Origin of the sequence: Klenkia terrae (assembly GCF_900491935.1) — a bacterium.
Taxonomy (GTDB): domain Bacteria; phylum Actinomycetota; class Actinomycetes; order Mycobacteriales; family Geodermatophilaceae; genus Klenkia; species Klenkia terrae.
Window position 1 is genome coordinate 2,536,562 of the sequence record NZ_UEXK01000004.1, and the last position, 23,789, is coordinate 2,560,350.

The 23,789-nt window shown below is 74.6% G+C and carries 20 protein-coding genes; 8 read left to right on the forward strand and 12 right to left on the reverse strand.

The genetic code is table 11. The annotated features are described in order from the left end of the window. Positions 1–23 precede the first annotated feature (23 nt). Positions 24–917, reverse strand: coding sequence for an IS982 family transposase (locus LFA75_RS12855; RefSeq protein WP_225232589.1), 894 nt, complete (start codon positions 915–917; stop codon positions 24–26). A 147-nt stretch (positions 918–1,064) separates the two neighbouring features. Here LFA75_RS12855 and LFA75_RS12860 point away from each other — a divergent pair, with 147 nt between their 5' ends. Both LFA75_RS12860 and LFA75_RS12865 read left to right on the forward strand, forming a co-directional pair. Further along, the gene (locus LFA75_RS12860) at positions 1,065–2,828 is read left to right on the forward strand and encodes an FAD-dependent oxidoreductase (protein WP_225234027.1); all 1,764 of its coding nucleotides are present in this window, start codon (positions 1,065–1,067) and stop codon (positions 2,826–2,828) included. 63 nt (positions 2,829–2,891) lie between these two features. Continuing rightward, the gene (locus tag LFA75_RS12865) at positions 2,892–5,177 is read left to right on the forward strand and encodes a HelD family protein (RefSeq protein WP_225234028.1); all 2,286 of its coding nucleotides are present in this window, start codon (positions 2,892–2,894) and stop codon (positions 5,175–5,177) included. A 21-nt stretch (positions 5,178–5,198) separates the two neighbouring features. On the opposite strand, the gene LFA75_RS12870 is transcribed toward LFA75_RS12865, so the two are convergent. The 4 genes from LFA75_RS12870 to LFA75_RS12885 all read right to left on the reverse strand — a co-directional run bounded on the left by LFA75_RS12870 (position 5,199) and on the right by LFA75_RS12885 (position 7,724). Next, on the reverse strand, positions 5,199–6,083 hold the full coding sequence (locus tag LFA75_RS12870) for a tryptophan 2,3-dioxygenase (RefSeq protein WP_225234029.1): 885 nt from the start codon (positions 6,081–6,083) through the stop codon (positions 5,199–5,201). Between the two features lie 24 nt (positions 6,084–6,107). Continuing rightward, positions 6,108–6,335: a DUF1272 domain-containing protein gene (locus tag LFA75_RS12875; protein WP_225236055.1), complete on the reverse strand. Its 228-nt coding sequence runs from the start codon at positions 6,333–6,335 to the stop codon at positions 6,108–6,110. Positions 6,336–6,432: 97 nt separating this feature from the next. After that, entirely contained in the window at positions 6,433–6,840 is a 408-nt protein-coding gene (locus tag LFA75_RS12880) for a VOC family protein (protein ID WP_225234030.1), read from the reverse strand. 29 nt (positions 6,841–6,869) lie between these two features. Beyond that, complete coding sequence (locus tag LFA75_RS12885) at positions 6,870–7,724, reverse strand: helix-turn-helix transcriptional regulator (RefSeq protein WP_225234031.1); 855 nt, start codon at positions 7,722–7,724, stop codon at positions 6,870–6,872. A 102-nt stretch (positions 7,725–7,826) separates the two neighbouring features. Between LFA75_RS12885 and LFA75_RS12890 the strand changes: the two genes are divergently transcribed. The 3 genes from LFA75_RS12890 to LFA75_RS12900 all read left to right on the forward strand — a co-directional run bounded on the left by LFA75_RS12890 (position 7,827) and on the right by LFA75_RS12900 (position 11,715). Next, entirely contained in the window at positions 7,827–8,519 is a 693-nt protein-coding gene (locus LFA75_RS12890) for an SDR family NAD(P)-dependent oxidoreductase (protein WP_225234032.1), read from the forward strand. 158 nt (positions 8,520–8,677) lie between these two features. Next, positions 8,678–10,699, forward strand: coding sequence for an NAD(+) synthase (locus tag LFA75_RS12895; RefSeq protein WP_225234033.1), 2,022 nt, complete (start codon positions 8,678–8,680; stop codon positions 10,697–10,699). Continuing rightward, positions 10,696–11,715, forward strand: a complete 1,020-nt coding sequence (locus tag LFA75_RS12900) for an SRPBCC family protein (protein ID WP_225234034.1) — start codon at positions 10,696–10,698, stop codon at positions 11,713–11,715. The genes LFA75_RS12895 and LFA75_RS12900 overlap by 4 nt, the downstream gene beginning before the upstream one ends. A 12-nt stretch (positions 11,716–11,727) precedes the next feature. On the opposite strand, the gene LFA75_RS12905 is transcribed toward LFA75_RS12900, so the two are convergent. From LFA75_RS12905 to LFA75_RS12920, 4 genes are all read right to left on the reverse strand, one after another. Then, complete coding sequence (locus tag LFA75_RS12905) at positions 11,728–13,182, reverse strand: diguanylate cyclase domain-containing protein (RefSeq protein ID WP_225234035.1); 1,455 nt, start codon at positions 13,180–13,182, stop codon at positions 11,728–11,730. A gap of 123 nt (positions 13,183–13,305) precedes the next feature. After that, positions 13,306–13,947, reverse strand: a complete 642-nt coding sequence (locus LFA75_RS12910; protein WP_225234036.1) for a TMEM165/GDT1 family protein — start codon at positions 13,945–13,947, stop codon at positions 13,306–13,308. 177 nt (positions 13,948–14,124) lie between these two features. Further along, complete coding sequence (locus LFA75_RS12915; RefSeq protein WP_225234037.1) at positions 14,125–16,854, reverse strand: diguanylate cyclase domain-containing protein; 2,730 nt, start codon at positions 16,852–16,854, stop codon at positions 14,125–14,127. Between the two features lie 115 nt (positions 16,855–16,969). Then, positions 16,970–18,754 carry a GGDEF domain-containing protein gene (locus LFA75_RS12920; protein WP_225234038.1) on the reverse strand — a complete coding sequence of 595 codons (1,785 nt, stop codon included), beginning with the start codon at positions 18,752–18,754 and terminating at the stop codon, positions 16,970–16,972. Between the two features lie 110 nt (positions 18,755–18,864). Between LFA75_RS12920 and pheA the strand changes: the two genes are divergently transcribed. After that, positions 18,865–19,815 carry a prephenate dehydratase gene (gene pheA / locus LFA75_RS12925; RefSeq protein ID WP_225234039.1) on the forward strand — a complete coding sequence of 317 codons (951 nt, stop codon included), beginning with the start codon at positions 18,865–18,867 and terminating at the stop codon, positions 19,813–19,815. A 102-nt stretch (positions 19,816–19,917) separates the two neighbouring features. Here pheA and LFA75_RS12930 read toward each other — a convergent pair whose 3' ends face one another. From LFA75_RS12930 to LFA75_RS12940, 3 genes are read right to left on the reverse strand one after another with little or no spacing between them, the layout of a single operon-like run. Beyond that, positions 19,918–20,241, reverse strand: coding sequence for a GroES family chaperonin (locus LFA75_RS12930; RefSeq protein ID WP_225234040.1), 324 nt, complete (start codon positions 20,239–20,241; stop codon positions 19,918–19,920). Positions 20,242–20,269: 28 nt separating this feature from the next. Next, positions 20,270–20,617 carry a metallopeptidase family protein gene (locus LFA75_RS12935; protein WP_225234041.1) on the reverse strand — a complete coding sequence of 116 codons (348 nt, stop codon included), beginning with the start codon at positions 20,615–20,617 and terminating at the stop codon, positions 20,270–20,272. Continuing rightward, complete coding sequence (locus LFA75_RS12940; protein WP_225234042.1) at positions 20,614–22,047, reverse strand: GuaB1 family IMP dehydrogenase-related protein; 1,434 nt, start codon at positions 22,045–22,047, stop codon at positions 20,614–20,616. The genes LFA75_RS12935 and LFA75_RS12940 overlap by 4 nt, the downstream gene beginning before the upstream one ends. Before the next feature lie 69 nt (positions 22,048–22,116). On the opposite strand from LFA75_RS12940, the gene cobF reads away from it, so the two are divergent. After that, a complete protein-coding gene (gene cobF / locus LFA75_RS12945; RefSeq protein ID WP_225234043.1) occupies positions 22,117–22,887 on the forward strand; it encodes a precorrin-6A synthase (deacetylating) in 771 nt (256 codons plus the stop codon). A 103-nt stretch (positions 22,888–22,990) separates the two neighbouring features. Further along, positions 22,991–23,698 (forward strand): hypothetical protein, encoded by a 708-nt coding sequence (locus tag LFA75_RS12950; protein WP_225234044.1) that lies wholly within the window; start codon positions 22,991–22,993, stop codon positions 23,696–23,698. Positions 23,699–23,789 lie beyond the last annotated feature (91 nt).

Sequence of the window (23,789 nt, forward strand, 5' to 3'; positions counted from 1 at the left end):
CTAGATGAGTAAGTCCGATTGGATCAGTGGTCGTAGGCGATCAGTGATCTTGTGACTGGTTGGCCGGTGGCGCGGTTGTGCCAGATCGCGGCGGTCAGGGCCAGCAGTCGTTGAGCGATGCGTGCGGTGACACCGGTGAGGGTGCGACCGCCGTGGAGTTCCAGGTCGAGCTGGCCTTTGAGGGTGTCGAAGACCGATTCGACCAGTTGTCGGACCGGTTTGAGCAGGTGCTGGCCGGGGCGTGGTGGGCGGTTGCGGTAGGAGGGGCGCAGTAGGTCGGCGCCGCGGGCGTGCAGGTAGTCGTCCAGTTCGGCGGAGATGTAGCCCTTGTCGGCCAGCACCAGTAGCCCGGGCCGTTCGGTGATCAGGTCACCGTCGTAGTCCAGGACGCACATCAGCACCTGACGTTCATCGATCTTGGGATCGGCCAGCGCCCAGGTGACCGGGAGTCCGGCCGGGGTACACACCAGGTGCAGGCGTAGGCCCCAGAACCAGCGGGAGTGGCTGGCGCAGTAGCCGTAGCCGGCGACCCCGGCCAGCTCCGAGCGCCGCACGGTGGGCCGGGATCGGGCGCACTCCACCGGGGTGGAGTCCACCAGCCACACCGGGTCGGCCCACAGGTCGGTGTCGGTGGCCAGGACCCGGATCAGCCGCTTGAGCAGCGGTAACGCCCCACGCAGCCGCTTGTTGTAACCGGACTGCTCGGGCAGGTAGGGGAACGCACCGGGCAGTGCAGCCGGGACCTGCCGCAGCCAGCGGGCCTCGGAATGGACTCCCAGTAGCGCTTGGGCCACGGCCAAGGTGAGCAGCTCGGCGTCGGTCAGCCGCGGAGGGCGCCCCACACGTGAGCGAGGGCCCAGGTAGTCGTCGATGCGGACATAGAGTGAGGTCAGGAGGGTGTTGAGGTCGGTCGTCACAACCCGTACCCCAGCACCCTCCGCCCTGAAATCACACCCGTGTCATTCGGACTTACTCATCTAGGTCGACCTTGACAGTGGTCGAGCGTTCAACCAGTGTCGCGGTCGGCCGTGATCGCGGTCACCTCACCGCAGAGGAGTGCCCCCGTGCCCGTGGAGACCGACGTCCTGGTGGTGGGTTCCGGCCCGGCCGGGGCCGCCAGCGCCCTGTTCCTGGCCACCTACGGCACCCGCGTGCTCGTCGTGACCAAGTACTCGCGGCTCTCGCAGGAGCCGCGGGCGCACATCACCAACCAGCGGGCGCTGGAGACCCTGCGCGACATGGGCGTCGAGCAGACGCTGATGGCGCTGGCCACCCCGTGGGAACTGATGGGGACGACGACCTTCTGCACCTCGCTGGCCGGTGAGGAGCTGGGCCGGATCCCGTCGTGGGGGACCGACGTCGTCCGGCACGCCGACTACGCCCACGCCAGCCCGTGCACGATGCTCGACGCGCCGCAGACGATCACCGAGCCGGTGATCGTGAAGGCCGCCCAGGACCGCGGCGCGACCGTCCGGTTCGACACCGAGTACGTGCGCCACGTGCAGGACGACGAGGGCGTCACCACCACCGTGCGCGACCGGCTCACCGGCCTGGAGTACGAGATCCGCTCGCGCTACCTGGTCGGCGCCGACGGCGCGCGCAGCCAGGTGGCCGCCGACCTGGAGCTGCCCTACGAGGGCCCCGGTGCGGTGGGCGGTGCGCTGGGCATCGTGTTCCGGGCCGACCTGACCCACCTGGTCGAGCACCGGCCGTCGGTCCTCTACTGGATGCTGCAGCCGGGCGCGGAGAAGGAGGGCGTGGGCCTGGGCGTGCTCCGGATGATCAAGCCCTGGACCGAGTGGATGCTCATGTGGGGCTACGCGGTCGCCGACGGCCCGCCGGAGCTGACCGACGAGTTCGTCCGCGAGCTGGCCGTGGGCCTGGTGGGCACCGACGACTTCGAGATGGAGGTCCTGAAGGGCTCACCCTGGACGGTCAACCACCACTTCGCGACCACGATCTCGAAGGGCCGCGTGTTCTGCGCCGGCGACGCCATCCACCGGCACCCGCCGACCAACGGCCTGGGCTCCAACACCTCGATCCAGGACGCCTACAACCTGGCCTGGAAGCTCGCCCATGTGGTCGCGGGGACGGCGGACCCGGCCCTGCTGGACTCCTACGACGCCGAGCGGGCCCCGATCGCGCGGCAGATCGTGGAGCGGGCCAACCAGTCGATCGCCGACACCGGCCGGATCATGGCCGCGTTCGAGCTGACCGACACCACCGACACCGAGGCGCTGGACCGCCAGCTCGCGCTGCGCCGGGCGCCGGGCCCCGAGGGCGACCGGATCCGGGCCGCCGTCCGCGAGGCGATCGCCTACAAGGCCTACGAGTTCGACGCGCACGGCGTCGAGCACAACCAGCGCTACGCCTCGGCCGCGGTGGTCCCGGACGGGACGCCAATGCCGGAGTACCGACGGGACGCCCAGCTCTACGCCCAGGCCACCACCTGGCCCGGCGCCAAGCTGCCGCACACCTGGGTCACCCGCGGCGGCCGCGAGGTCTCCACGCTGGACCTGGCCGGCAAGGGCAGGTTCGCCGTGGTCACCGGGGTCGGCGGGGAGTCCTGGATCGAGGCCGCCGCTGCCCTCGGCGCCGAGCGCGGGCTGGAGATCACGCCGGTCGCGATCGGGCCGGGCCTGCCGGTCGACGACCCGTACGGCACCTGGGCCGACCTGCGCGAGATCGGCGACGGCGGCGTCCTGCTGGTCCGCCCGGACCTCTACGTCGCGGCCCGGCACGCGGCACCGCCGGCCTCGGCCGACGACGCCCGGACCTGGCTGGCCGGTGCGCTGGACGCCGTCCTGGGGCGGGTCGCGACCGGCTGACCGACGCGGTGGGCGGGACCCGACTACCTTCGACGGGCCCGCCCCACCGGAGGAGAACTGCACGTGCCGAGCACCGACCCCCGCCTCGCCGAGGAGCAGCAGCACGTCACCGGTCTCTACGCCCGGTTGGACGCCGCCCGCGAGCTGGCGGTGACCCGCCGGCAGCAGGCCATCTCCGCACCGCTGGTGGACAACCCGCAGGCCATGGGCGAGAAGGAGGCCGCGGTCCGCTTCCACGGCACCCGGATCGTGCAGCTGGACGCCGCCGAGGCCGGCCTGGTGCTCGGCCGGCTGGACCGCACGGAGGTCGAGCAGCCGCTGTACGTCGGGCGGACCGGGCTGCCCGCCGACGACGCCGGCGGCGACCCTGCGCTGGTGGACTGGCGGGCCCCGGCCAGCCGGCCGTTCTACACCGCGACCCCGTTCCGGCCCGAGGGCATCGCCCGCCGCCGGCACATCCGGACGGCGGGCCGGCGGGTCACCGGGGTCGACGACGAGGTGCTGGTGCTCGCCGAGGGCGAGGAGGCCGACGACCGCGGGCTGACCGGCGAGGCCGCGCTGCTGCGGGCGCTGACCGCCGAGCGGACCGGCCGGATGACCGACATCGTGCGGACCATCCAGGCCGAGCAGGACACGATCATCCGCTCGGACGCCCGCGGCATCCTCGTCGTCCAGGGCGGGCCGGGGACCGGCAAGACCGCCGTCGCGCTGCACCGCGCCGCGTTCCTGCTCTACACGCACCGCGACCGGCTGGCCCGCAGCGGGCTGCTCGTCGTCGGGCCGACCCCGACGTTCCTGCGCTACATCGCCGACGTGCTGCCCGCCCTCGGCGAGACCGGCGTGGTCATGGCCGGGCTGGGGCAGCTGCGGCCGGGCCTCTCGACGACGGTGGTGGACGCCCCCGAGGTCGCCGAGGTCAAGGGCCGGCTGGCGATGGCCGAGGTGGTCTCGGCCGCGGTCAAGGACCGGCAGGGCGTGCTGCGCGGCACCCGGGAGGTGGTCGTCGACCGGGAGCGGATCCGGCTGCGCGCCGGGGACGTCGCCCGGGTGCGCACCCAGGCGCGGCGGGCCTCCCGGCTGCACAACCTGGCGCGGCCGGCGTTCTACCGGGGGCTGGTGGACCTCATCGCCCAGCGGCTGGCCGACCGGCTGGGCTCCGACGTCCGCGGCGGGGAGAACCTGCTGGACGCCGAGGACCGGCGCGCGCTGCGCCGGGAGATCGCCGGGGAGCCCGCGGTGGCCGACCTGGTCGAGGAGCTGTGGCCGCTGCTCACGCCCGAGCACCTGCTGCGCGACCTGTTCTCCTCGCCCGAGCGGCTGGCCCGGGCGGCGCGCGGGCTCACCGACGCCGAGCGGGCGCTGCTGGTGCGCGACCGGGGGGCGCCGTGGACGGTGTCCGACGTCCCGCTGCTCGAGGAGGCCGACGAGCTGCTCGGCGTCGACGACTCCGCGGAGCGGGCCGCGGCCGCGCGCCGCCGGCAGGCCGGGGTGGACGAGGCGCAGCGGGTGCTGGACCTGCTGCACGGGTCGCGGTCGCACGACGCGGACGACGACGAGGAGTCCGAGGAGCTGATGGCCGGCGACCTGCTGGACGCCGCCGGGCTGGCCGCGCGCGAGGAGGAGGCCGACTACCGGTCCACCGCCGAGCGGGCCGCGGCCGACCGGACCTGGACGTTCGGGCACGTCGTGGTCGACGAGGCGCAGGAGCTGTCGGCGATGGCGTGGCGGGTGCTGGCCCGCAAGTGCCCGACGCTGTCGATGACGGTGGTCGGCGACCTGGCCCAGACCGGCACCCTGGGCGGGGCGCTGAGCTGGGCCGACGTGCTCACCCCGCACGCGCGGACGCAGTGGCGGCAGGCGGTGCTGACGGTCAACTACCGCACGCCGACCGAGATCATGGAGGTCGCCGCCGACGTGCTGGCCGCCTCGGGCTCGCAGCTGCAGGCGCCGACGTCGGTGCGCAGCAGCGGGGAGCACCCGCGGGCGGAGCGGGTGGCGGCCGGGGACCTGCTGGACCGGGTGGCCGAGGTGACCGCGGACCTGGCGGGCAAGGGCGGGACGACGGCGGTGATCGTGCCGCCGTCGCTGTTCGACGGCGCGGTCGCCGTCCTGCCGGGGGCGACCGCGGGCGCGGACGCCGACTCCTCGGCCGGCCCCGTGCTGCTGCGCCCGGCCGAGGCCAAGGGCCTGGAGTTCGACTCCGTGGTGCTGGTCGAGCCGGCCGCCGTGCTGGCCGAGGGCGTGCGCGGGGACTCCGACCTCTACGTCGCGCTGACCAGGGCCACCCAGCGGCTGGCCGTGCTGCACGCCCGGGAGCTGCCCGACAGCCTGCACCGGCTCACCGACTGACGGCCGGGCCGTCCCACCTGATCACACCGCGGCGGGGGGGGGCACCTGGGCGGGGGCGCCGATGCCGGTGCGGACCTCGTAGAGCTCGGGGGAGAAGGTCAGGTCCAGCGCCCGGCGCAGGAAGGCCGCCCCGGAGCTGCCGCCGGTGCCGGTGGTGAACCCGATCGTGCGCTGCACGGTGCGCAGGTGCCGGAACCGCCAGAACTGGAAGGCGTCCTCGATGTCGACGAGGTCCTCGCAGGTGGCGTAGTCGGGCCAGTGCGCCTCGGTGTCGTCGTAGATCGCCCGCAGGACCGGGACCAGGTCGGCGTGCATCGTCCAGGCCTGCCGGACGTCGCGGTGCAGCACCTCGTCGGGGACGGCGTGGCCCCGGCGGGCGAGGTGGGCCAGGAACGCGTCGTAGACGGTGGGGGAGTCCAGCAGCTCGGCGAGCACGGCCTGCCCCTCGGGGGCCGAGTCGAAGACCTTCAGCATCGCGGCGTTCTTGTTGCCGAGGATGAACTCGACGGCCCGGTACTGGTGGGACTGGAACCCCGAGGAGCTGCCGAGGGAGCCGCGGAACTCGGCGTACTCGCTGGGGGTGAGGGTGGCCAGCACCGACCACTGCTCGGCCAGCGTGCGGAAGATGTGCTTGACCCGGGCCAGGCCCTTGCGGGCGCGCGCGGGGTCGTCGGCGTCGAGGTGGTCGCGGACCGCGCGCAGCTCGTGGAGCACCAGCTTGAACCAGAGCTCGGTGGTCTGGTGCTGGATGATGAACAGCAGCTCGTCGTGGTGCTCGGGCCGGCTGACCGGGTGCTGGGACGAGAGCAGCCGGTCGAGGTCGAGGTAGGCCCCGTAGCTCATCGTCTGCCGGAGGTCGGTGCGGATGCCGGCCTCGAGGGGGCGCTCGCCCGCGTGCTCGCTCATGCCCGCATCGTGCCCCTCGGGTCCTCAGCGGCAGTCGGGCGCGTGCACCCGGGTCGTGCCGGCGGGTGCGGCGGCCAGCTTCTCCGGCGCGCGGGTGGGCCGGAGGGTGAGGTCGCCGCCGCAGTTGCGGCACCGCCCGTGCAGGACGTCGGTCGCGCACGCGGTGCACCAGGTGCACTCGAAGGAGCAGATCCAGGCGTCGGTCGACGACGGCGGCAGGTCGACGTCGCAGCACTCGCAGCCGGGTCGCATCTCGAGCACGCCGCTGTCTACCAGCCCGGCTTCACCGAGTGTGCAACCAGCGCGGTGCCACGGGTCCGTAGGCAGCAGTGGTTGCACACTCGACGCGTCAGGGCTGGGGGGTGAAGACGCAGAACTCGTTGCCCTCGGGGTCGGCGAGCACGTCCCACTCGATGGCCCCGGTGGTGGGGTCGGTGTCCGCGCCGTCGGCCGGGCGGTCGTTGCCGCGCACCAGCGTGGCCCCCTGCGCGAGCAGCTCCTCGACGGACCCGACGACGTCCCAGTGCACGCGGTTCTTCACCACCTTCTCCTCCGGCACCGGCACCACCCAGATCAGGGTGCCGTGTCCGGCGGGGTCGACGATCGGCACCGGCCAGTCCACCGGGCGGGTCCAGTCGTCGTCCGGGTCGGGCTGGGCCGCGTCCTTGCGGACGTACCCCATCGCCGAGCACCACCAGTCGGCCAGCGCCTGGTGGTCGCGGGCGTCGATGCACAGGTCCCTGAACGCAGCAGCCATGCCGGGCACCCAAGCACCCCGCCGGGGTCTCAGGCGACCGAGTTGACCCCGGAGACCCGCAGGAAGTCCAGCTTCTCGGCCGCCGGCGTCCCGGTCGCGGCGGTCATCGTCACGATCCGCAGCTCGGACCCGCTGACGGTGAACACGTCGCAGTCCACCTCGACCGCGCCGACCACCGGGTGGTCGATCGTCTTCTGCTCCGACAGGTGCTCCCCGACCGCACCGCTGCGCCACAGCTGCGCGAACTCCGGGCTGCCGCTCTGCAGCCGCTCGATCAGCGCCCGCAGCGACGGGTCGTGCGGGTGCCGGCCCTGGGTCCGCCGCAGGTCGGCCACCAGCGACGCGCGGAACCCCGCCCCGCCGTCGGGGTACCGGGCGCGGCCGACCTGCCCGACCGCCGCGTCGGCCAGGAAGGCCTGCGCGACCAGGTTGCGCTGCCACGCGGTGCGGCCGGCGGGCTCGCCGAACAGCGCAGCCCAGGTCGGGCTCCAGGTCAGCAGGTCCCACGCTGCGGTGAACACCGCGATCGGGTTGTCGCCCATCCGGGACACCAGCCGCTGCACCCCGGGCGGGATGTGCGTGCCCACCAGCGCCTCGCCGGGCGGCTGCAGGCCGGCCAGCCGGTACAGGTGGTCCTGCTCGTGGCGGTCCAGCTGCAGTGCCCGGCCGAGGGCGGCCACCACCTGCGCGGACGGCGTCCGGGCCCGGCCCTGCTCGAGCCGGACGACGTAGTCCACGCTCACCCCGGCGAGCGCCGCCAGCTCCTCGCGCCGCAGCCCGGCGGCACGGCGCACGCCGTAGGTCGGCGTCCCCACGTCGGCGGGGGAGCGTCGGTCGCGCCAGGACCGCAGCAGCGAGCCGAGTTCTCCGTGCGCGTCGGTCACGGGACCAGTGTCGCCCGGTCGGGGCCGCGCAGCCTGGTACCGGCACTCCACAGGCTGCGCCGGGCCACGCGCGGCCGCTGGGACCGACGCACAGTGGGAGCCATGACCACGACACTGATCACCGGCGGCAACAAGGGCCTGGGTCGCGAGACCGCCCGCCGCCTCCTCGCCGAGGGCCACACCGTGTGGATCGGCGCCCGCGACGAGACCCGCGGCCGGCAGGCCGCCGACGAGCTCGGCGCCCGCTTCGTCCAGCTCGACGTCACCGACGACGCCTCCGTCGCCGCCGCGGCGCAGACCGTCGGCGCCGCGGGCGGGCTGGACGTGCTCGTCAACAACGCCGGGATCGCCGGCCCGCACACGGACCCCGCCGAGCTCACCGGCGCCGACGCGCTCACCGTGCTCGACACCAACGTCGCCGGGATCGTCCGGACGACGTCGGCCTTCCTCCCGCTGCTGCGCGGCTCGGCGGCCCCGGCCATCGTCAACGTGACCAGCGGTCTGGGGTCGTTCCACGCCGTGCACGACGCGTCGCGGATCGAGTCCACGGTGGTCGCGCCGCTGTACACCGCGTCCAAGTCCGCGGTCACGATGCTGACCGTGCAGTACGCCAAGGCGCTGCCCGGCATCCGGGTCAACGCCGCCGACCCCGGCTACACGGCCACCGACCTGAACGCGAACAGCGGGCCGCAGACGGTCACCGAGGGCACCGACGCCGTCGTCGCGCTGGCGCTGCAGGGCGCCGACGGCCCGACCGGCACCTTCACCGACCGCGACGGCACCGCCCCCTTCTGACCCCAGCGTGGATCAGGGGGGTGCGCAGGATTGCGTCCTCCCGCACCAGATCTGGTGCAGGAGGACGGACCATCGTGCACCCCCCTGATCATCGCTACCCACCCGGGCGGGGGAGGGCCGCGGGACGGCGGGGGCCGGGAGGCGGGACACTGATCACCATGGGGTTCAGCTCGGTCTACCGGCACGGCTTCGCGCGCGTGGCGGCGTGCACGCAGCGCACGGCGCTGGCCGACCCGGCGGCGAACGCGGAGAACGTGCTGCGCCAGGCCCGGGCCTGCCACGAGGACGGCGTCGCCGTCGCGGTGTTCCCCGAGCTGACGCTGTCCGGCTACTCCATCGAGGACCTGCTGCTGCAGGACCCGCTGCTGGACGCCGTCGAGGCCGCGCTGGCGACGGTCGTCGAGGGCAGCCGCGACCTGCTGCCGGTGCTGGTCGTCGGCGCCCCGCTGCGGCACCTCAACCGGATCTACAACGCCGCGGTCGTCGTCCACCGCGGGCGGGTGCTGGGCGTCGCGCCGAAGTCCTACCTGCCGACCTACCGGGAGTTCTACGAGCGCCGCCAGCTCGCCCCCGGCGACGACCAGACCGGCGAGACCACGATCAACGGGGAGAAGGTCCCGTTCGGCCCCGACCTCCTCTTCGCCGCCACCGACGTGCCCGGCCTGGTGCTGCACGCCGAGGTCTGCGAGGACATGTGGGTGCCGATCCCGCCCAGCGCCGAGGCCGCGCTGGCCGGCGCCACCGTGCTGGTGAACCTGTCCGGCTCGCCGATCACCGTGGGTCGCGCCGAGGACCGTCGGCTGCTGGTGCGGAGTGCGTCGTCCCGCTGCCTGGCCGCCTACGTCTACGCCGCGGCCGGCGAGGGGGAGTCGACCACCGACCTGTCCTGGGACGGCCAGACGCTGGTCTACGAGAACGGCGTCCTGCTGGCCGAGACCGACCGCTTCCCCGACGGCGACCGGCGCGCGGTGGCCGACGTCGACCTGGACCTGCTCCGCCAGGAGCGCGCCCGGATGGGCACCTTCGACGACAACCGCCGGCACCACGCACCGCAGGTGCGGACGGTCGAGTTCACCCTCGACCCGCCGGACGCCGACCTGGGCCTGCGCCGGGAGCTGGAGCGGTTCCCGTTCGTCCCCAGCGACGACGCCCGGCTGGAGCAGGACTGCTACGAGGCCTACAACATCCAGGTCGCCGGCCTGGCCCAGCGGCTGTCCGCGATCGGCGACCCGAAGATCGTCATCGGCGTCTCCGGCGGGCTGGACTCCACCCACGCGCTGATCGTCGCCGCCCAGGTGATGGACAAGGCCGGGCGCCCGCGCAGCGACATCCTGGCCTTCACGCTGCCCGGCTTCGCCACCAGCGACCACACCAAGGGCAACGCCTGGGCGCTCATGCGCGCGCTGGGCGTGACCGCGGCGGAGCTGGACATCCAGCCCACCGCCCGGCTGATGCTCGACGAGATCGACCACCCGTTCGCCGACGGCGAGCCGGTCTACGACGTCACCTTCGAGAACGTGCAGGCCGGCCTGCGCACCGACTACCTGTTCCGGATCGCCAACCAGCGCGGCGGCATCGTGCTGGGCACCGGTGACCTGTCCGAGCTGGCGCTGGGCTGGTCCACCTACGGCGTCGGCGACCAGATGAGCCACTACAACGTCAACGGCGGCATCCCGAAGACCTTCATCCAGCACCTCATCCGCTGGGTGATCGGCACCCAGCAGTTCGACGCCGAGGTCGGCGCCACGCTGCAGTCGATCGTGGACACCGAGATCAGCCCCGAGCTGGTGCCGGGGGAGACCGCGCAGTCCACCGAGGCCAGCGTCGGCCCCTACGCGCTGCAGGACTTCACCCTCTTCCACGTGCTCCGGTACGGGTTCCGGCCCTCGAAGATCGCCTTCCTCGCCTGGCACGCCTGGCGGGACGCCGCTGCCGGCGACTGGCCGCACGGCCACCCGGAGACCAAGCGGGTCGCCTACGACCTGCCCGAGATCCGGCACTGGCTCGAGGTGTTCTGCCAGCGCTTCTTCGGGTTCAGCCAGTTCAAGCGGTCGGCGATGCCCAACGGGCCGAAGGTGAGCGCCGGCGGGTCGCTGTCCCCGCGCGGTGACTGGCGCGCCCCCTCGGACGGCTCCGCCGCCCTCTGGCTGGCCGAGCTGCGCGCGAACGTGCCGGGGTGAGCATCCGCCCGACCGCCGCCGAGCGCGCCGCGGTCCTGCCCGGGGACGACGTCGTCCCCGGCGCCGAGGTGGTCATGGACACCGCCTTCTCGCTGCCCGCGCCCCCGGCCGACGTCTGGCCCTGGTTCGTGCAGCTGGGCAAGCGGCGCGGCGGCTACTACCTGCCGCGCTGGTTCGAGGCGGTCACCCCGCCGTCCCGGCGCGGACGGCGGCACCTGGACCCCGCGCTGCTGGACCTGCGGGTCGGCGACACGATCCCCGACTGGGGCGGCCGGGAGGCCACCTTCACCGCGCACGAGATGAGCCCGCCGCACGCGCTCGTGCACATCTCGACCCGGGACCACGTCCGGCTCAGCTGGGCGATCGCGCTGCGCCCCGAGGGCACCGGCACCCGGGTCCAGCTCCGGCTGCGGCTGGGCGGCGTCCGGCACCGCACGCTGGCCCGGGTCCTGGGTGGTGCAGCCGACCGGCTCACCGTCGCCGGACTGGCCGTGGGCCTGCGGGAACGCCTGACCAGCGCAAGCGGCGCTGCCGGTGCGGAACGGGTCCGGCCTCGGGAGGATGGGCGCATGGCCACCGTCTCCCGGCACGTCGCCGCCCCGCCCACCGCCGTCTGGGACGTCCTCGCCGACGGCTGGAGCTACAGCAACTGGGTGGTCGGTGCCTCGCACATGCGCGCGGTCGAGGAGGCGTGGCCCGCGGCCGGCGCGAAGCTGCACCACAGCCAGGGCACCTGGCCGGTCACCCTCGACGACGAGGCCGTCGTCGAGGTCTCGAAGCCGGCCAGCCGCCTCGTGCTGCTGGCCAAGGGCCGGCCGTTCGGCGCCGCGCGGGTGGAGCTCGACCTGCGCAGCGAGGACGGCGGCACCCGGGTCACGATGACCGAGGCGCCGGTCAGCGGGCCCGGCAAGATCCTGGACAACCCGCTGGCCGACGCCGTGCTGGCCCGCCGGAACACCGAGGCGCTGTCGCGGCTGGCCGCGATGGCCGAGCGCCGCACCACCCCCGGCGACTAGCCCCTGGGGCGGTCAGCCCCGGCGGGACGGGCCCCGGCGGGCACGCTTGACCCGGTACATGGCCTCGTCCGCGGCGGTGAGCATGGTCTCCGGGGTGGAGTCCGGCCCGCTCAGCGCGGTACCCGTGCTGATCCCGACGGTGTGCTCGACCCCGGCGGCCCGGATGGGCTCGGCCATGGCCGCGGCCACCCGGGCGGCGATGGCGTCCGCGGCGCCGTCGGTGCCCATGCCCGCGCAGACCAGCACGAACTCGTCGCCGCCGATCCGGGCGACGGTGTCCCCGGGCCGGACCGCGTGCGACAACCGGCGGGCGGCCTGGGTGAGCACCTCGTCCCCGGCGGCGTGCCCGTGGCCGTCGTTGACCGCCTTGAAGCCGTCCAGGTCGCAGTAGAGGACGGCGACCTGCTCGCCGGACCGCCCGGCGGCGGCCAGCGCGTGCGCCAACCGGTCGACCAGCAGGCTCCGGTTCGGCAGACCGGTGAGCACGTCGTGCAGGGCAGCGGTGCGCAGTTGCTCCTCCAGGGCGCGCTGGGCGGTGATGTCGGCCATCGCGACGACGGCGCCCAGGACCTCTCCGCCGGGCCCGCGCACCTCGGTGCCGGAGCAGGAGACGGTGCGCGGCTCCGAGCCGGCCGGGTGGATGACCATCTCGGCGTCGGCGATCCGCCCCTCCGCGAACACCCGGGACAGGGGCGTCTGGTCCGCCGGCATCGGCGTGCAGCCGTCGGGCTGGTACAGCGCGCAGGCGTCCGGCAGCTCCGCGGGGGCGACCGAGGTGCCGACCTCGGAGCCGTACCAGCGCCGGCTGACCTCGTTGTACCGCGAGACCCGGTGGTCGGCACCGCCGACCACGATGCCCAGCGGCAGGGCCTCCAGCAGCGCCCGGTCGAAGGCCTGGGCGGCCACCAGCTCCTCGTGGGCGCGGGCCAGCTCGGTGCGGGCGGCCTCGCTGAAGCGGTTGGCCCGTCGGCGCTCCAGCAGGGCGACGACGACGTGGGCCAGGTCGGCCAGCCCGTCGAGCTGCTCCTGCCCCAACGTGCCGGGCTGCTCGTCGAACACGCACAGCGTCCCGATCGGGACGCCGTCGACGACCAGCGGCGCGCTGGCGTACATCCGCACCGAGGCCCACCGGCCGTCGACCCAGGGCAGGTCGGAGAAGCGGGCGTCCTCGGCGCAGTCGTGGACCATGACGACCCCACCGATCCGGCTCGCGCGGTGGCAGATCGACAGGTCGCGCGCGCTGTCCCCGCCGAGGAACCCGACGGTGGAGGGCTGGCACTGGCGCTCGGTGTCCAGCAGGTTCACCGTGGCCGTCGAGGTGCCGGTCATCAGGGCCGCCACCCGGGTCACCGCGTCGAGCTCGGCGTCGCCCGGGAAGTCGAGCAGGTCGACGTCGACCAGCACCTGGTGCTGGCGGGCGCGCAGCGCGCAGTCGTCCACGAGGGCCCATCCGTCGGTGAGCGTCACAGCTGTCGTCCGTCCTCGTCGCACCGCCCCTGGCCGCTCGGGCGGGGTCCTGTGCTGCAGAGGTCGACAACCCGGGCCCGGTCCCTGAGACAGGATCGGACGCATCACCCCCGGAGGGGTGGCTCAGCCGGCCAGCGCGCGGACCGTCTCCACCACGGCGATCACCGCGAAGACCAGGAACAGCCCGGCCGCGACCCGGCGGATCAGCGGGATCGGCAGCCGGTCGGCGAGCTTCCTGCCCAGGAAGACCGCGAGCCCGGAGACGACCAGCAGTGCCGCCCAGGAACCGATGAACACCGACACCGGGGCGTCGTAGCGGGCGGCGAGCCCGGCGGTGGCCAGCTGGGACAGGTCGCCCCACTCGGCGGCGAACAGCACGCCGAAGGAGATCGCGGCGGCCTTGAGGAAGGGCACCTGCTCGCGCTGCTCGGCGGCCTGGCCGCCGTCCTCGGGGCCCTCCTGGGCGCTGCGCCACAGCAGCACGGCCCCGACGACGAACAGCAGCGCCACGATCCCGCTCACCAGCGCCGCCGGCAGCAGCGACAGCAGCGAGCCGGCGGTGACCGCGATCGCCACCTGCACCGCGAACGCCGTCCCGACGCCGACGAACACCGGGAGCGGGGCGAACCGGGTGGCCAGGATCAGGGTGGCGAACAGGGTCTTGTCCGGCAGCTCGACCGGGAGGATCAGGATGAACGCGGCAGCGATGACCGACAGGACCACGAGGGGCTCTCTTCTGTGCTCGGCGCGGCCGGGCGAGGGCACGCAGCCTCCGACCGGCAGCGCCACGGATGGGCTGCTCCAGTCGAAGGTCTCGCCCATCCGGCACTCGCACCGGACCCGCTGACCGGGTGCCCGGGGGCACCAGCATGTCGACCAGCGGACGGGGGGCTACTCCCCTTCTCCGGACGACACCCTAGACCACGCGGCGCCCCGGCCCGGTCAGCGACGGGCGATGCGGGCGGCGAACACCCCGGCGGCGTAGCCGTTGTCGATGCCGGAGACCACGACACCGGCCCCGCCGGAGTTCAGCATCGTCAGCAGGGCACCGATGCCGCCGAACCCGCCGGCCTGCCCGGTCGAGGTGGGGACGGCGACGACCGGGACCTCGGTCAGCCCGCCGATCGTGGTGGCCAGGGCGGCGTCCAGCCCGGCGACCACGACGACGCAGTCGACGTCGGCCAGCAGCGAGCCGTCGGCCAGCAGGGCCTGCAGCCGGCTGCCGCCCACGTCGTCCACCCGGACCGCCTCGGTGCCGGTCACCCGGGCGACGAAGGCCACCTCGGCGGCGACCGGCGCGTCGCCGGACCCGGCGCACAGCACCGCGACCCGGCCGCGCGGCTCGGGCAGCGGGCCCACCGCGGCGGCCATCGCCGTGTGGTCCATCGTCGTGTAGGCGTCGTGCTCGCTGGCCAGGGCGACCAGGGTCTCGGCGCCGGCGCCCACGACGACCGCCGGGCGGTCGGGGTGCTCGCGACGGGCCTCGCGCACCAGGGCCAGGACCTGCTCGGTGGTCCGGCCGGCACCGCGGACGACCTCGGGGCCGGCCGAGGTGACCGGGCTGCGGGTCGCGGCGACCTGGGCACCGTCGTCGGGGGTGGCCGCGTCCTCGGCCGGTCCCACGACCCGGCCGGTGCGCATGGGCCGGGGCCCACCGGGGGCGGGGACGGGCTCGACGAGCAGCCGGCCGAAGCCGCCGGCCGCGTCGTCCTCCTCGTTCCGCGGCGTCGGCACCGGTCGCGGGTCGTCGCCGAACAGGATGTCGGTCGGCCGGGCCGGGGTCGGGTCCACGGGGGGCTGCTGCGTCACGTCCGTGACGGTAACCGGCGCTTCCGGCGACTCCCCGTCACCGGCCGGGGCCGTGTCGGACTCCAGCAGCTCGCCCTCGAAGACCGGCGCGGCCGGCCGCGGGGGCTCCGGCGGGCCGTCCTCGGCCCGGGTCTGGGTCACCCCGGACAACCGGACGACGCGGTCCCGGCCGCTGCGCTTGGCGTCGTAGAGCACGCCGTCGGCCGCGGCGAACAGGGTGCGCCGGTCGTCGCCGCGGGCCGCCGAGGCGATGCCCGCGCTGATCGTGACCGGGACGTCGACGCCCAGCGCCGACCAGTCGTTGGTCGCGATCGAGGACCGGATCCGCTCCATCGCCCGCTCGCCCTGCTCGGCGGTGGTGTCGGGCAGCAGGATGACGAACTCGTCACCGGCCCACCGGCAGACCTCGTCGGTGTCCCGGACGCCGTCGACCAGCAGCTGGGCCACCGCGCGCAGGACGGCGTCGCCACCGGGGTGGCCGGCGGCGTCGTTGATCGACTTGAAGTGGTCGATGTCCACGACGGCCAGCGCGGGGGCGGCGCCGGCGGCCAGCAGGCCGTCCAGGCGGCCCTCGGCGTAGCGCCGGTTGGGGAGATGGGTCAGCGGGTCCTCGTAGGCCTGGCGGCGCAGCTGGCCGGCGGCCCGCTCGGTCTCCAGCAGGCTCTTGCGGCGGCCGAACAGCTCGACCCAGCGGGTGCGCCGCTCGTCGACCCGGTCCAGCTCGTCGGCCAGGTAGGCCTGCAGGTAGGGCAGGGCACGGGCGGCGTCGTCCAGGTCGGCGTGCAGCGTGCACAGCTCCCGCAGGGCGGCCCGGCGGAGGCGGGGGAGGCCGTGCTCGGTGGACAGCGCGAGGGCGTGGGCCAGGTGGTCGTCGGCGGCGGTGCCGTTGCCCTGGCGACGCAGCGCGCGGCCCAGGGCCAGCTCGGCCGAGGCGAGCAGGGCGCGGTCCTGCTCGGCGGGGATCTGGCCGACCACCCGCTGCAGTGCGGTGACCGCGGCGTCGTGCTCGCCCAGCCCGACCAGTGCCGCGCCCAGCACGACCTCGGCGGTGGGCCGGTGCGGGTCGTCGGCGGGGAGCCCGGCGAGGGTCTCGACGGCGAGGGTGCGGGCCTGGGTGAAGTGCGGGTCGGCGGCGTCGGCGATGCCGTCGTCCAGCAGCCCCTCGCCGACCTCCGCGCACAGCGCGGCCAGCCGGGAGGCGCTGTCCCCGACCAGGGCCAGCGACGCAGGGCCCGGCTCGTCCTCGGCCAGCCGCAGCGCGGTGTGGTGCGCCCGGCGCTGGTAGTCCAGGGCCAGCGGCATGAGCTCCAGGTCGGCCAGCACCCCGGAGAGGGCGCCCAGGGTGTGCACCAGCAGGGGGCTGGCGACCAGGGCGGGGTCGAGCAGGCTGGCGGCCTCGACCGCCTCGTCCATGGCGGCGTCCACCCGGCGGGACAGCAGCTCGATGCGGGCGTGCCGGGCCAGGCCGGCCGCGCGCTGCAGGTCGTCGTCGGCGGCGTCGAAGGCGGCGCGGGCGGAGCGGACCAGCGCGATGGCCGTGGCGGCGTCGTCGGCGGTCTGCGAGCGGGTGCCCAGCTCGGCGCCGGTCGCCGCCTCGTCCGCGGTCGGCTCGGCCGGCACCGGGGTCGTGGCGTCGTCGATGGGGTCGCCGAGCAGCGTCAGCCCGGCCATGCGCAGCCGGCGGACCAGCAGCTCGGCGCGCAGCGTGTCCGCCCAGGCCCGGGACAGCGAGGTCAGCGGTGCGCCGGCGGTCGCCGCCGGACCGGGGTCGGCATCGGCGTCGGCGAGCAAGGACTCGGCGACGTCGAGGTGCCAGTTGGTCAGCGCTGAGCTGACCCGCTCGTGCAGGATCCCGGGTGGCACGAGCGCACTGTGCACGTCTGGATGCGTTCTGTCACCTGTTCCGTCGGGGGCGCGCCGGGGGCGACCCGCCCGGCGGGTCACCGGCGCCCCACCGGTCCCGCACGCCCCACCGGAGTCACGGGACGGCGTCGCCGTCGAGCTCGTCGTCGGGGGCGAAGGCCCAGCCGGGCGTGCGCGGGCGGCGGGCGCCCAGCAGCTCCACGACCAGGTCGTCCACCGAGGTGTGCGGGCCGGTGGTCGCCGCGGCGCCCTCGCCGTCCGGCGTCGAGGTCCGGACCCGGTCGCGGCCCGAGCGCTTGGCGGTGAACAGGTGCAGGTCGGCGTCGTCGAAGAGCTCGCGCCAGGTGCGCGGCGCGCTCGGGTGCGAGGTCGCGATGCCGATGCTGACGGTGACGTCGCCGTCCAGCTCGAGCTCGCGCCAGTCGCAGGCCACCACGGCGGCGCGCAGGCGCTCCATGGCGATCACCGCCTGGGCCTCCTGCGCCGCGGGCAGCACCACGAGGAACTCGTCGCCGGCCCAGCGGTAGACCTCGTCGCCGGTGCGGCAGTGCACCCGCAGCAGGTCGGCGAGCCGGCGCAGGACGGCGTCCCCGTGCAGGTGCGAGTGGCGGTCGTTGACTTCCTTGAACCGGTCGATGTCGACCACGGCGAGGGCCACCGGTGCGTCGGCGGTGTCCAGCTCGGCCAGCCGGCGCTCGGCGCTGCGCCGGTTGCCCAGCCCGGTCAGCGGGTCCTCGAGCGCGTGCCGGCGCATGAGCGCGGTCTGCCGCTCGGCCTCGCGCAGCCGGCTGCGCCGGACGAACATCTCGGCCCACAGCTCGCGGCTGCGGTGGTGCATGCGCACGGTGTCGGCCCGGTAGGCCTCCAGCCAGTGCAGGGCCTCCGACGCCCGGCCCAGCGCGGCGGTCGACCGGCCCAGCTCGAGCAGGCACTGCCGGTAGCGCCGCTGGTCGCCGACGCCGGCGAACGCGGTGGCCGCGGCGTGCAGCAGCTCGGCGGCCTCCTCGGCGTGCGGCCCCATCGCGTCGGGCGGTCCGGCGATCCGGGACAGCAGCCGGGACAGCGCCAGGTCGGCGTAGCCGCGCAGCCACGGACCGCCCTCGGCGGCGATCCGGTCCCGCACCCGGCGCAGGGCCGGCAGGGTGTCCTCGAGGTCCCCGGCGAGGGTCAGCGCCCAGCCGTGGACGACGGCGAGCAGGTCGGCCTCGGCGTCGGGTGGCTCCCAGTCGCTCTCCGCGCCCAGCTCGGTGGCGGAGAACGAGCAGCGCAGGGCCACCGCGGCGAGCCGGGCGGCGCGGTCCTCGTCGCCGCGGCGGTGCACGGTCTGGGCCAGCTCGGCGTGCTGCTGGGCGCACAGCCGCAGCAGCTGCCAGCGGGCGGGGACGTCCTCGAGCGCCGCGGCGACCCGGTGCCCGCGCAGCGCCTGGGCGACCGCGAGCTCCTCGAGGTCCAGCCGGGTCAGGGCGAGGGAGAGCCAGTGGTGGGCCTGGTGCAGCGCGCGGCTGGGGGTGTCGGCGGGGACCTGGTCGGTGAGCAGGCTGGCGTCCACGGCCAGGTGCAGCGCGACCTCGAACCGGTTGCCGGTCACCTCGAGGTAGGACAGGTAGGCCAGCAGCAGGGCGCGCTCGGCGTCGGCCGGGCAGTCCTCGGCGGCGGCGCGGGCGGCGACCACCTGGTGGCCGGCGCCCTCGGTGTCGTGCTCGGCGAGCGCGCGGCGGGCGGTGAAGGCGTGCGACCACGCCTGCCAGCGGGGGTCCGCGGCGGCCGACAGGTGGTCCTCGACGGCGGTCAGCAGGTCGGTGAAGGAGTGCGCGTCGTCCTGGTCGCTGGCCGTGAGCAGGTCCCAGCGCAGCCCGGAGAGGGCAGCCTCGTCGACGAGGGGAGGGCTGCCGGTGGTCACGCCGTCCTCCGCTCGCCTGGGGGACGGCGCACGTCGCCGTCCGTTCGGTGGCGATGCGTCTCCCCCCAGGGCGGACACGTGGTCCGCACTGGCCGCACTACCCTCGTCGAATGCCTGCTCAGCCCGCTGGGTCGATTCCGTCGAGCATCGCCTTCCTGGGGCCCGAGGGTACCTTCACCGAAGCGGCACTCCACAGTCTCGGCACCCACTCCGAGGGGGAGACGGTGCCGGCCCCCAGCGTGCCGGCCGCCCTGGCGATGGCCCGCTCCGGCGAGGTGGACGCGGCGTTCGTGCCGCTGGAGAACTCGGTCGAGGGCTCGGTCAGCCCGACCATCGACGGGCTGGCCGCCGGGGACCCCCTGGTGATCACCCGCGAGGTGTTCCTCGAGGTGGACTTCGTGCTGGCCACGCGGCCCGGCGTCGGCCGCGGCGACGTGCGCCGGGTGGCCAGCCACCCACACGCGCTGGCGCAGACCCGGGGCTGGGTCGCGGCCCACCTGCCCGGCGCCGAGGTGGTCCCGGCCGCGTCCACCGCCGACGCCGCCCGGCTGGTCGCCGAGGGCGCCCACGACGCGGCCATCTGCCCCGAGATCGCCGCCGCGCGCTACGGCCTGGACGTGGTCGGCACCGGCCTGGCCGACACCCCCGGGGCGGTCACCCGGTTCGTGCAGGTGGAGCGACCGGGCCGGCTCCCCGCCCCGACCGGGGCGGACAAGACGACGCTGACCTGCTTCGTGGCCGACCGCACCGGCGTCCTGCTCGACCTGCTGACCGAGTTCGCCTCGCGCGGGATCAGCCTGACCCGGCTGGAGTCCCGGCCCACCCGCGAACGGCTGGGCGTCTACTCCTTCTCCGTGGACTGCGAGGGCCACGTCTCCGACCGCCGGGTGGGCGACGCACTGGTCGCGCTGCACCGGCTGTGCGACGAGGTCCGCTTCCAGGGCTCCTACCCGCGGGCCGACGGCCGCGCGGCCGCGCCGGTGCACGAGCGCTTCGCCGACGGGGCGTTCGCCGACGCCCAGGAGTGGGTGGCCAGGCTGCGGGAGGGGTCGGCGGGCTGATCCGCCCGGTCTCCCTGCGTCGGCCACAGCTCCCCAGTCTGCTGATGCCGGGAGCGGGCGCAACCCCCCACGACCACATCGCGTGGCGAGGCGGTCACGGATTCACAGGTAGAGACCGGTCGACTCCTCGATCCGCTCGGCGGCGACCGCGTGCACGTCGCGCTCCCGCAGGATCAGCAGCTCCTCTCCGTGCACCTCGACCTCGTGCTGATCCTCGGGGGAGAACAGCACCCGGTCGCCGACCTTGACCTGCCGGACGTTGCTGCCCACCCCGCGCGCCTCGCCCCACACCAGCCGCTTGGCGATCTGCGCGGTGGCCGGGATGAGGATGCCGCCGGTGCTGCGCCGGTCGCCGTCATCCTTGCGCAGGGAGACCAGCAGTCGGTCGTGCAGCATCTTGATCGGCAACCGGGCGTCGTCGGACATGAGAGCAATGGTGACGTGCTGGAGGTCCTTATCCCCAGCCGAGGCGGTGGAGGGTGGCCTCGTCGATGCCGAAGTGGTGCGCGATCTCGTGCACCACCGTGATGGTGACCTCCTCGGCCACCTGCGCGGCGGTCTCGCAGACGTCGCAGATCGCCTCGCGGTAGACCATGATCCGGTCGGGCAGCTGGCCGGACAGGTCCCACGACCGCTCGGTGAGTGCATAGCCCTCGTAGAGACCCAGCAGGGTCGGCTCGTCGGGGTTGCGGTCCTCGACCAGGACGACGACGTTGTCGACGAGGTCCATCAGCTCGGCCGGGACCTGGTCCAGCGCATCGGCGACCAGGTCCTCGAACTCCGCGAGGGGGAGAGCCCTCACCAGCTGGTCGGCAGCGGGCGGCCCTCCTCGTAGCCGGCCGCGGACTGCACCCCGAGCACCGCCCGCTCGTGCAGCTCGTCGACGGTCCGGGCCCCGGCGTAGGTGCACGACGAGCGGACGCCGGCCACGATCTGGTCGACCAGGTCCTCCACGCCGGGGCGGGCGGGGTCCAGGTACATCCGCGAGGAGCTGATGCCCTCCTCGAACAGGGCCGCCCGCGCTCGGTCGAAGCCGGACTGGGTCGACGTCCGGGCCTTGACCGCGCGGGCCGACGCCATCCCGAAGCTCTCCTTGTACAACCGGCCCGTGCCGTCCTCGTGGACGTCGCCGGCGCTCTCGTACGTGCCGGCGAACCAGGAGCCGACCATCACGCTGGCCGCACCCGCGGCCAGCGCCAGGGCGATGTCGCGGGGGTGCCGGACGCCGCCGTCGGCCCAGACGTGCTTGCCGGCCTCGCGCGCGGCGGCCGCGCACTCCTCGACGGCGGAGAACTGCGGCCGGCCGACGCCGGTCATCATCCGGGTGGTGCACATGGCGCCGGGGCCGACGCCGACCTTGACGACGTCCGCGCCGGCCTCGATGAGGTCCCGGGTGCCGCCGGCGGTGACCACGTTGCCGGCGACGATCGGCACCGAGCCGGCCACCGAGCGCGCGGCCCGCACCGCCTCGACGGCCTTGGCCTGGTGGCCGTGCGCGGTGTCCACGACGAGGACGTCGACGCCGTGGGCGAGCAGCGCCTCGGCCTTGCCGGCGACGTCGCCGTTGATGCCGACCGCCGCCGACGTCAGCAGCTTGCCGGCCGCGTCGAGGGCCGGGGTGTACAGCGCCGAGCGCAGCGCGCCCTTGCGGGTGACGACGCCGACCAGCTGGTCGCCGTCCACGACCGGGGCGGCGTTCACCCGGGCCTCGGACAGCACGTCGAAGACCTTGGCCAGGTCGGTGCCGGCCGGGACGGTCAGCGGGTCGGGGGCCATGACCTCGGACAGCTGGGTGAACCGGTCCACGCCCTGGCACGCGCCGTCGGTGACCACGCCGACCGGCCGGCCGCCGTCCACCACGACCAGCACGCCGTGCGCGCGCTTGGTGAGCAGCTGCAGCGCCTCGGCCACGGTCGCGGTGGGGGCCAGCGTGATCGGGGTGTCGTAGACGGTGTGCCGCGCCTTGACCCAGCTCACCACCTCGCCGACCACGTCGACCGGGATGTCCTGCGGGATCACGGCCAGGCCGCCCCGGCGGGCGATGGTCTCGGCCATCCGGCGGCCGGAGATGGCAGTCATGTTGGCCACCACGACCGGGATGGTGGTGCCCACCCGGTCCGGCGTGGTCAGGTCGACCTCGAGCCGCGACCCGATGGTCGAGGCGTTGGGGACCATGAAGACGTCCGCGTACGTGAGGTCGGTCGCCGGTCGCCGGTCGTCCAGGAAGCGCATGGCCCCATGGTCCCGCACCTCCCACCGCGGACCAACCCGCCGCCGTGGGCGTCTGATTGGCTGGCCGGCATGCGACGTCTGCTGGTCATCGGCATCGGGGCGGGCGACCCCGACTTCGTCACCGTCGGCGCCGTCCGCGCGCTCAACGAGGTCGACGTGTTCCTCGTCCTGGACAAGGGCCCGGCCACCGCCGACCTCACCGCGGCCCGCCGGGCGGTCTGCGAGCGGTTCGTCGAGGGTGCCTACCGCTTCGTGGAGCTCAGCGACCCCGAGCGGGACCGGGACCCGGCGTCGGTCGCCGCCGAGCAGCGCTACACCCGGGCGGTCGACGACTGGCGCACCGACCGCGCCGTCCTGCTCCAGCGGGCGATCGCCGAGGAGGTGCCCGACGGCGGGACCGGCGGCTTCCTCGTCTGGGGCGATCCGTCGCTCTACGACGGCACCATCCGGGTGCTGGAGGAGATCGCCGCGGCCGGCGAGCTGGAGATCGAGTGGGACGTCGTCCCCGGCATCACCGCTGTGCAGGCGCTCACCGCCCGGCACCGGATCCTGCTCAACCGCGTCGGCGGGGCCGTGCACCTGACCACCGGTCGCCGGCTGGCCCAGGAGTTCCCGCCCAACGCCGACGACGTCGTCGTGATGCTGGACAGCGAGCTGGCCTGCCGGGCCTACCTCGACCTCGACCTCGACATCTACTGGGGCGCCTACCTCGGCACCGAGGCCGAGCTGCTGGTCGCCGGGAAGCTCGCCGACGTGGTCGACGAGATCGCCGCGGTGCGGGCGGCCGCGCGCGAGCGCAAGGGCTGGGTGATGGACACCTACCTGCTGCGTCGTCCGTGACCGGATCGACCGTTATCGAACCGTGACATCCAGATCTTGACGTGGCCCCGAACTCCTCGTGATCCCGCGGACGACGCGGACGACCGACACAGGGAGAAACACCGTGAACCTCAACAAGACCACCGCCAAGCGCACCGCCGTCGCTGCCATCGCCATGAGCGCCGCGCTCGGCCTGGCCGCCTGCAGCTCCGGCTCGGACACCTCGGCCACCGACACCAGCACCTCGGCCGCCGCGGCGACCTCGTCGACCGTGAGCAACCCGGCCCCCATCGCCACGATCCCCGCGATCTCCGGCGGCGACACCGCCGTGGCCCTGGACTCCGGCTTCCTCGACGCGCTGACCAGCCTGAACATCACCCCGGGCGTCATCGGCACCGCGACGCTGGACGGCGCGACGCTGGACTTCCCGATCACCGGCGGCACCGCCACCGTCTACGACAAGGACTCCGGCTACCGCCCGTTCGTCCAGGGCGCGATCTTCCACCAGGGGTCGGGCATCTCGCTGACCGCCGGTGAGAACGTCATCTCGCTGGAGAACTTCGTCGTCGTCCCGAGCAAGCCGGCCATCCTGTTCGCCGACGTCTCGGTCAACGGCACGCTCGCCGCTGCCTCGTTCCCGCTGTTCAACCTGAACGGCACCACGCTGGAGCCCATCACCGTGGACAGCTCGGGCAACGCGATCCTGACCGGCACCAAGGTCGAGGTCTCCCCGGCCGCCGCCGAGTTCCTCAACACCACCCTGGGTGCCCCCGGCGCCGTCCCGGACAACTTCCTGGTCGGTGTCGCCACGCTGACGATCCCCACTGCGTGATCTAGCACCCCGCTCCACCAGGACGCCCCCCACCCGCTCGCGGGTGGGGGGCGTCCTCGCGTCCGGGGCCGACCCCGGCACCTACCATCAG

Bases quoted from the DNA above. Each gene is read 5' to 3' on its own strand.
- LFA75_RS12880 (WP_225234030.1), bottom strand. From the start codon at position 6,840: ATGGCTGCTGCGTTCAGGGACCTGTGCATCGACGCCCGCGACCACCAG.
- LFA75_RS12890 (WP_225234032.1), top strand. From the start codon at position 7,827: ATGACCACGACACTGATCACCGGCGGCAACAAGGGCCTGGGTCGCGAG.
- LFA75_RS12870 (WP_225234029.1), bottom strand. From the start codon at position 6,083: ATGAGCGAGCACGCGGGCGAGCGCCCCCTCGAGGCCGGCATCCGCACC.
- LFA75_RS12940 (WP_225234042.1), bottom strand. From the start codon at position 22,047: ATGCGCTTCCTGGACGACCGGCGACCGGCGACCGACCTCACGTACGCG.
- LFA75_RS12875 (WP_225236055.1), bottom strand. From the start codon at position 6,335: ATGCGACCCGGCTGCGAGTGCTGCGACGTCGACCTGCCGCCGTCGTCG.
- LFA75_RS12930 (WP_225234040.1), bottom strand. From the start codon at position 20,241: ATGTCCGACGACGCCCGGTTGCCGATCAAGATGCTGCACGACCGACTG.
- cobF (WP_225234043.1), top strand. From the start codon at position 22,117: ATGCGACGTCTGCTGGTCATCGGCATCGGGGCGGGCGACCCCGACTTC.
- LFA75_RS12895 (WP_225234033.1), top strand. From the start codon at position 8,678: ATGGGGTTCAGCTCGGTCTACCGGCACGGCTTCGCGCGCGTGGCGGCG.
- pheA (WP_225234039.1), top strand. From the start codon at position 18,865: ATGCCTGCTCAGCCCGCTGGGTCGATTCCGTCGAGCATCGCCTTCCTG.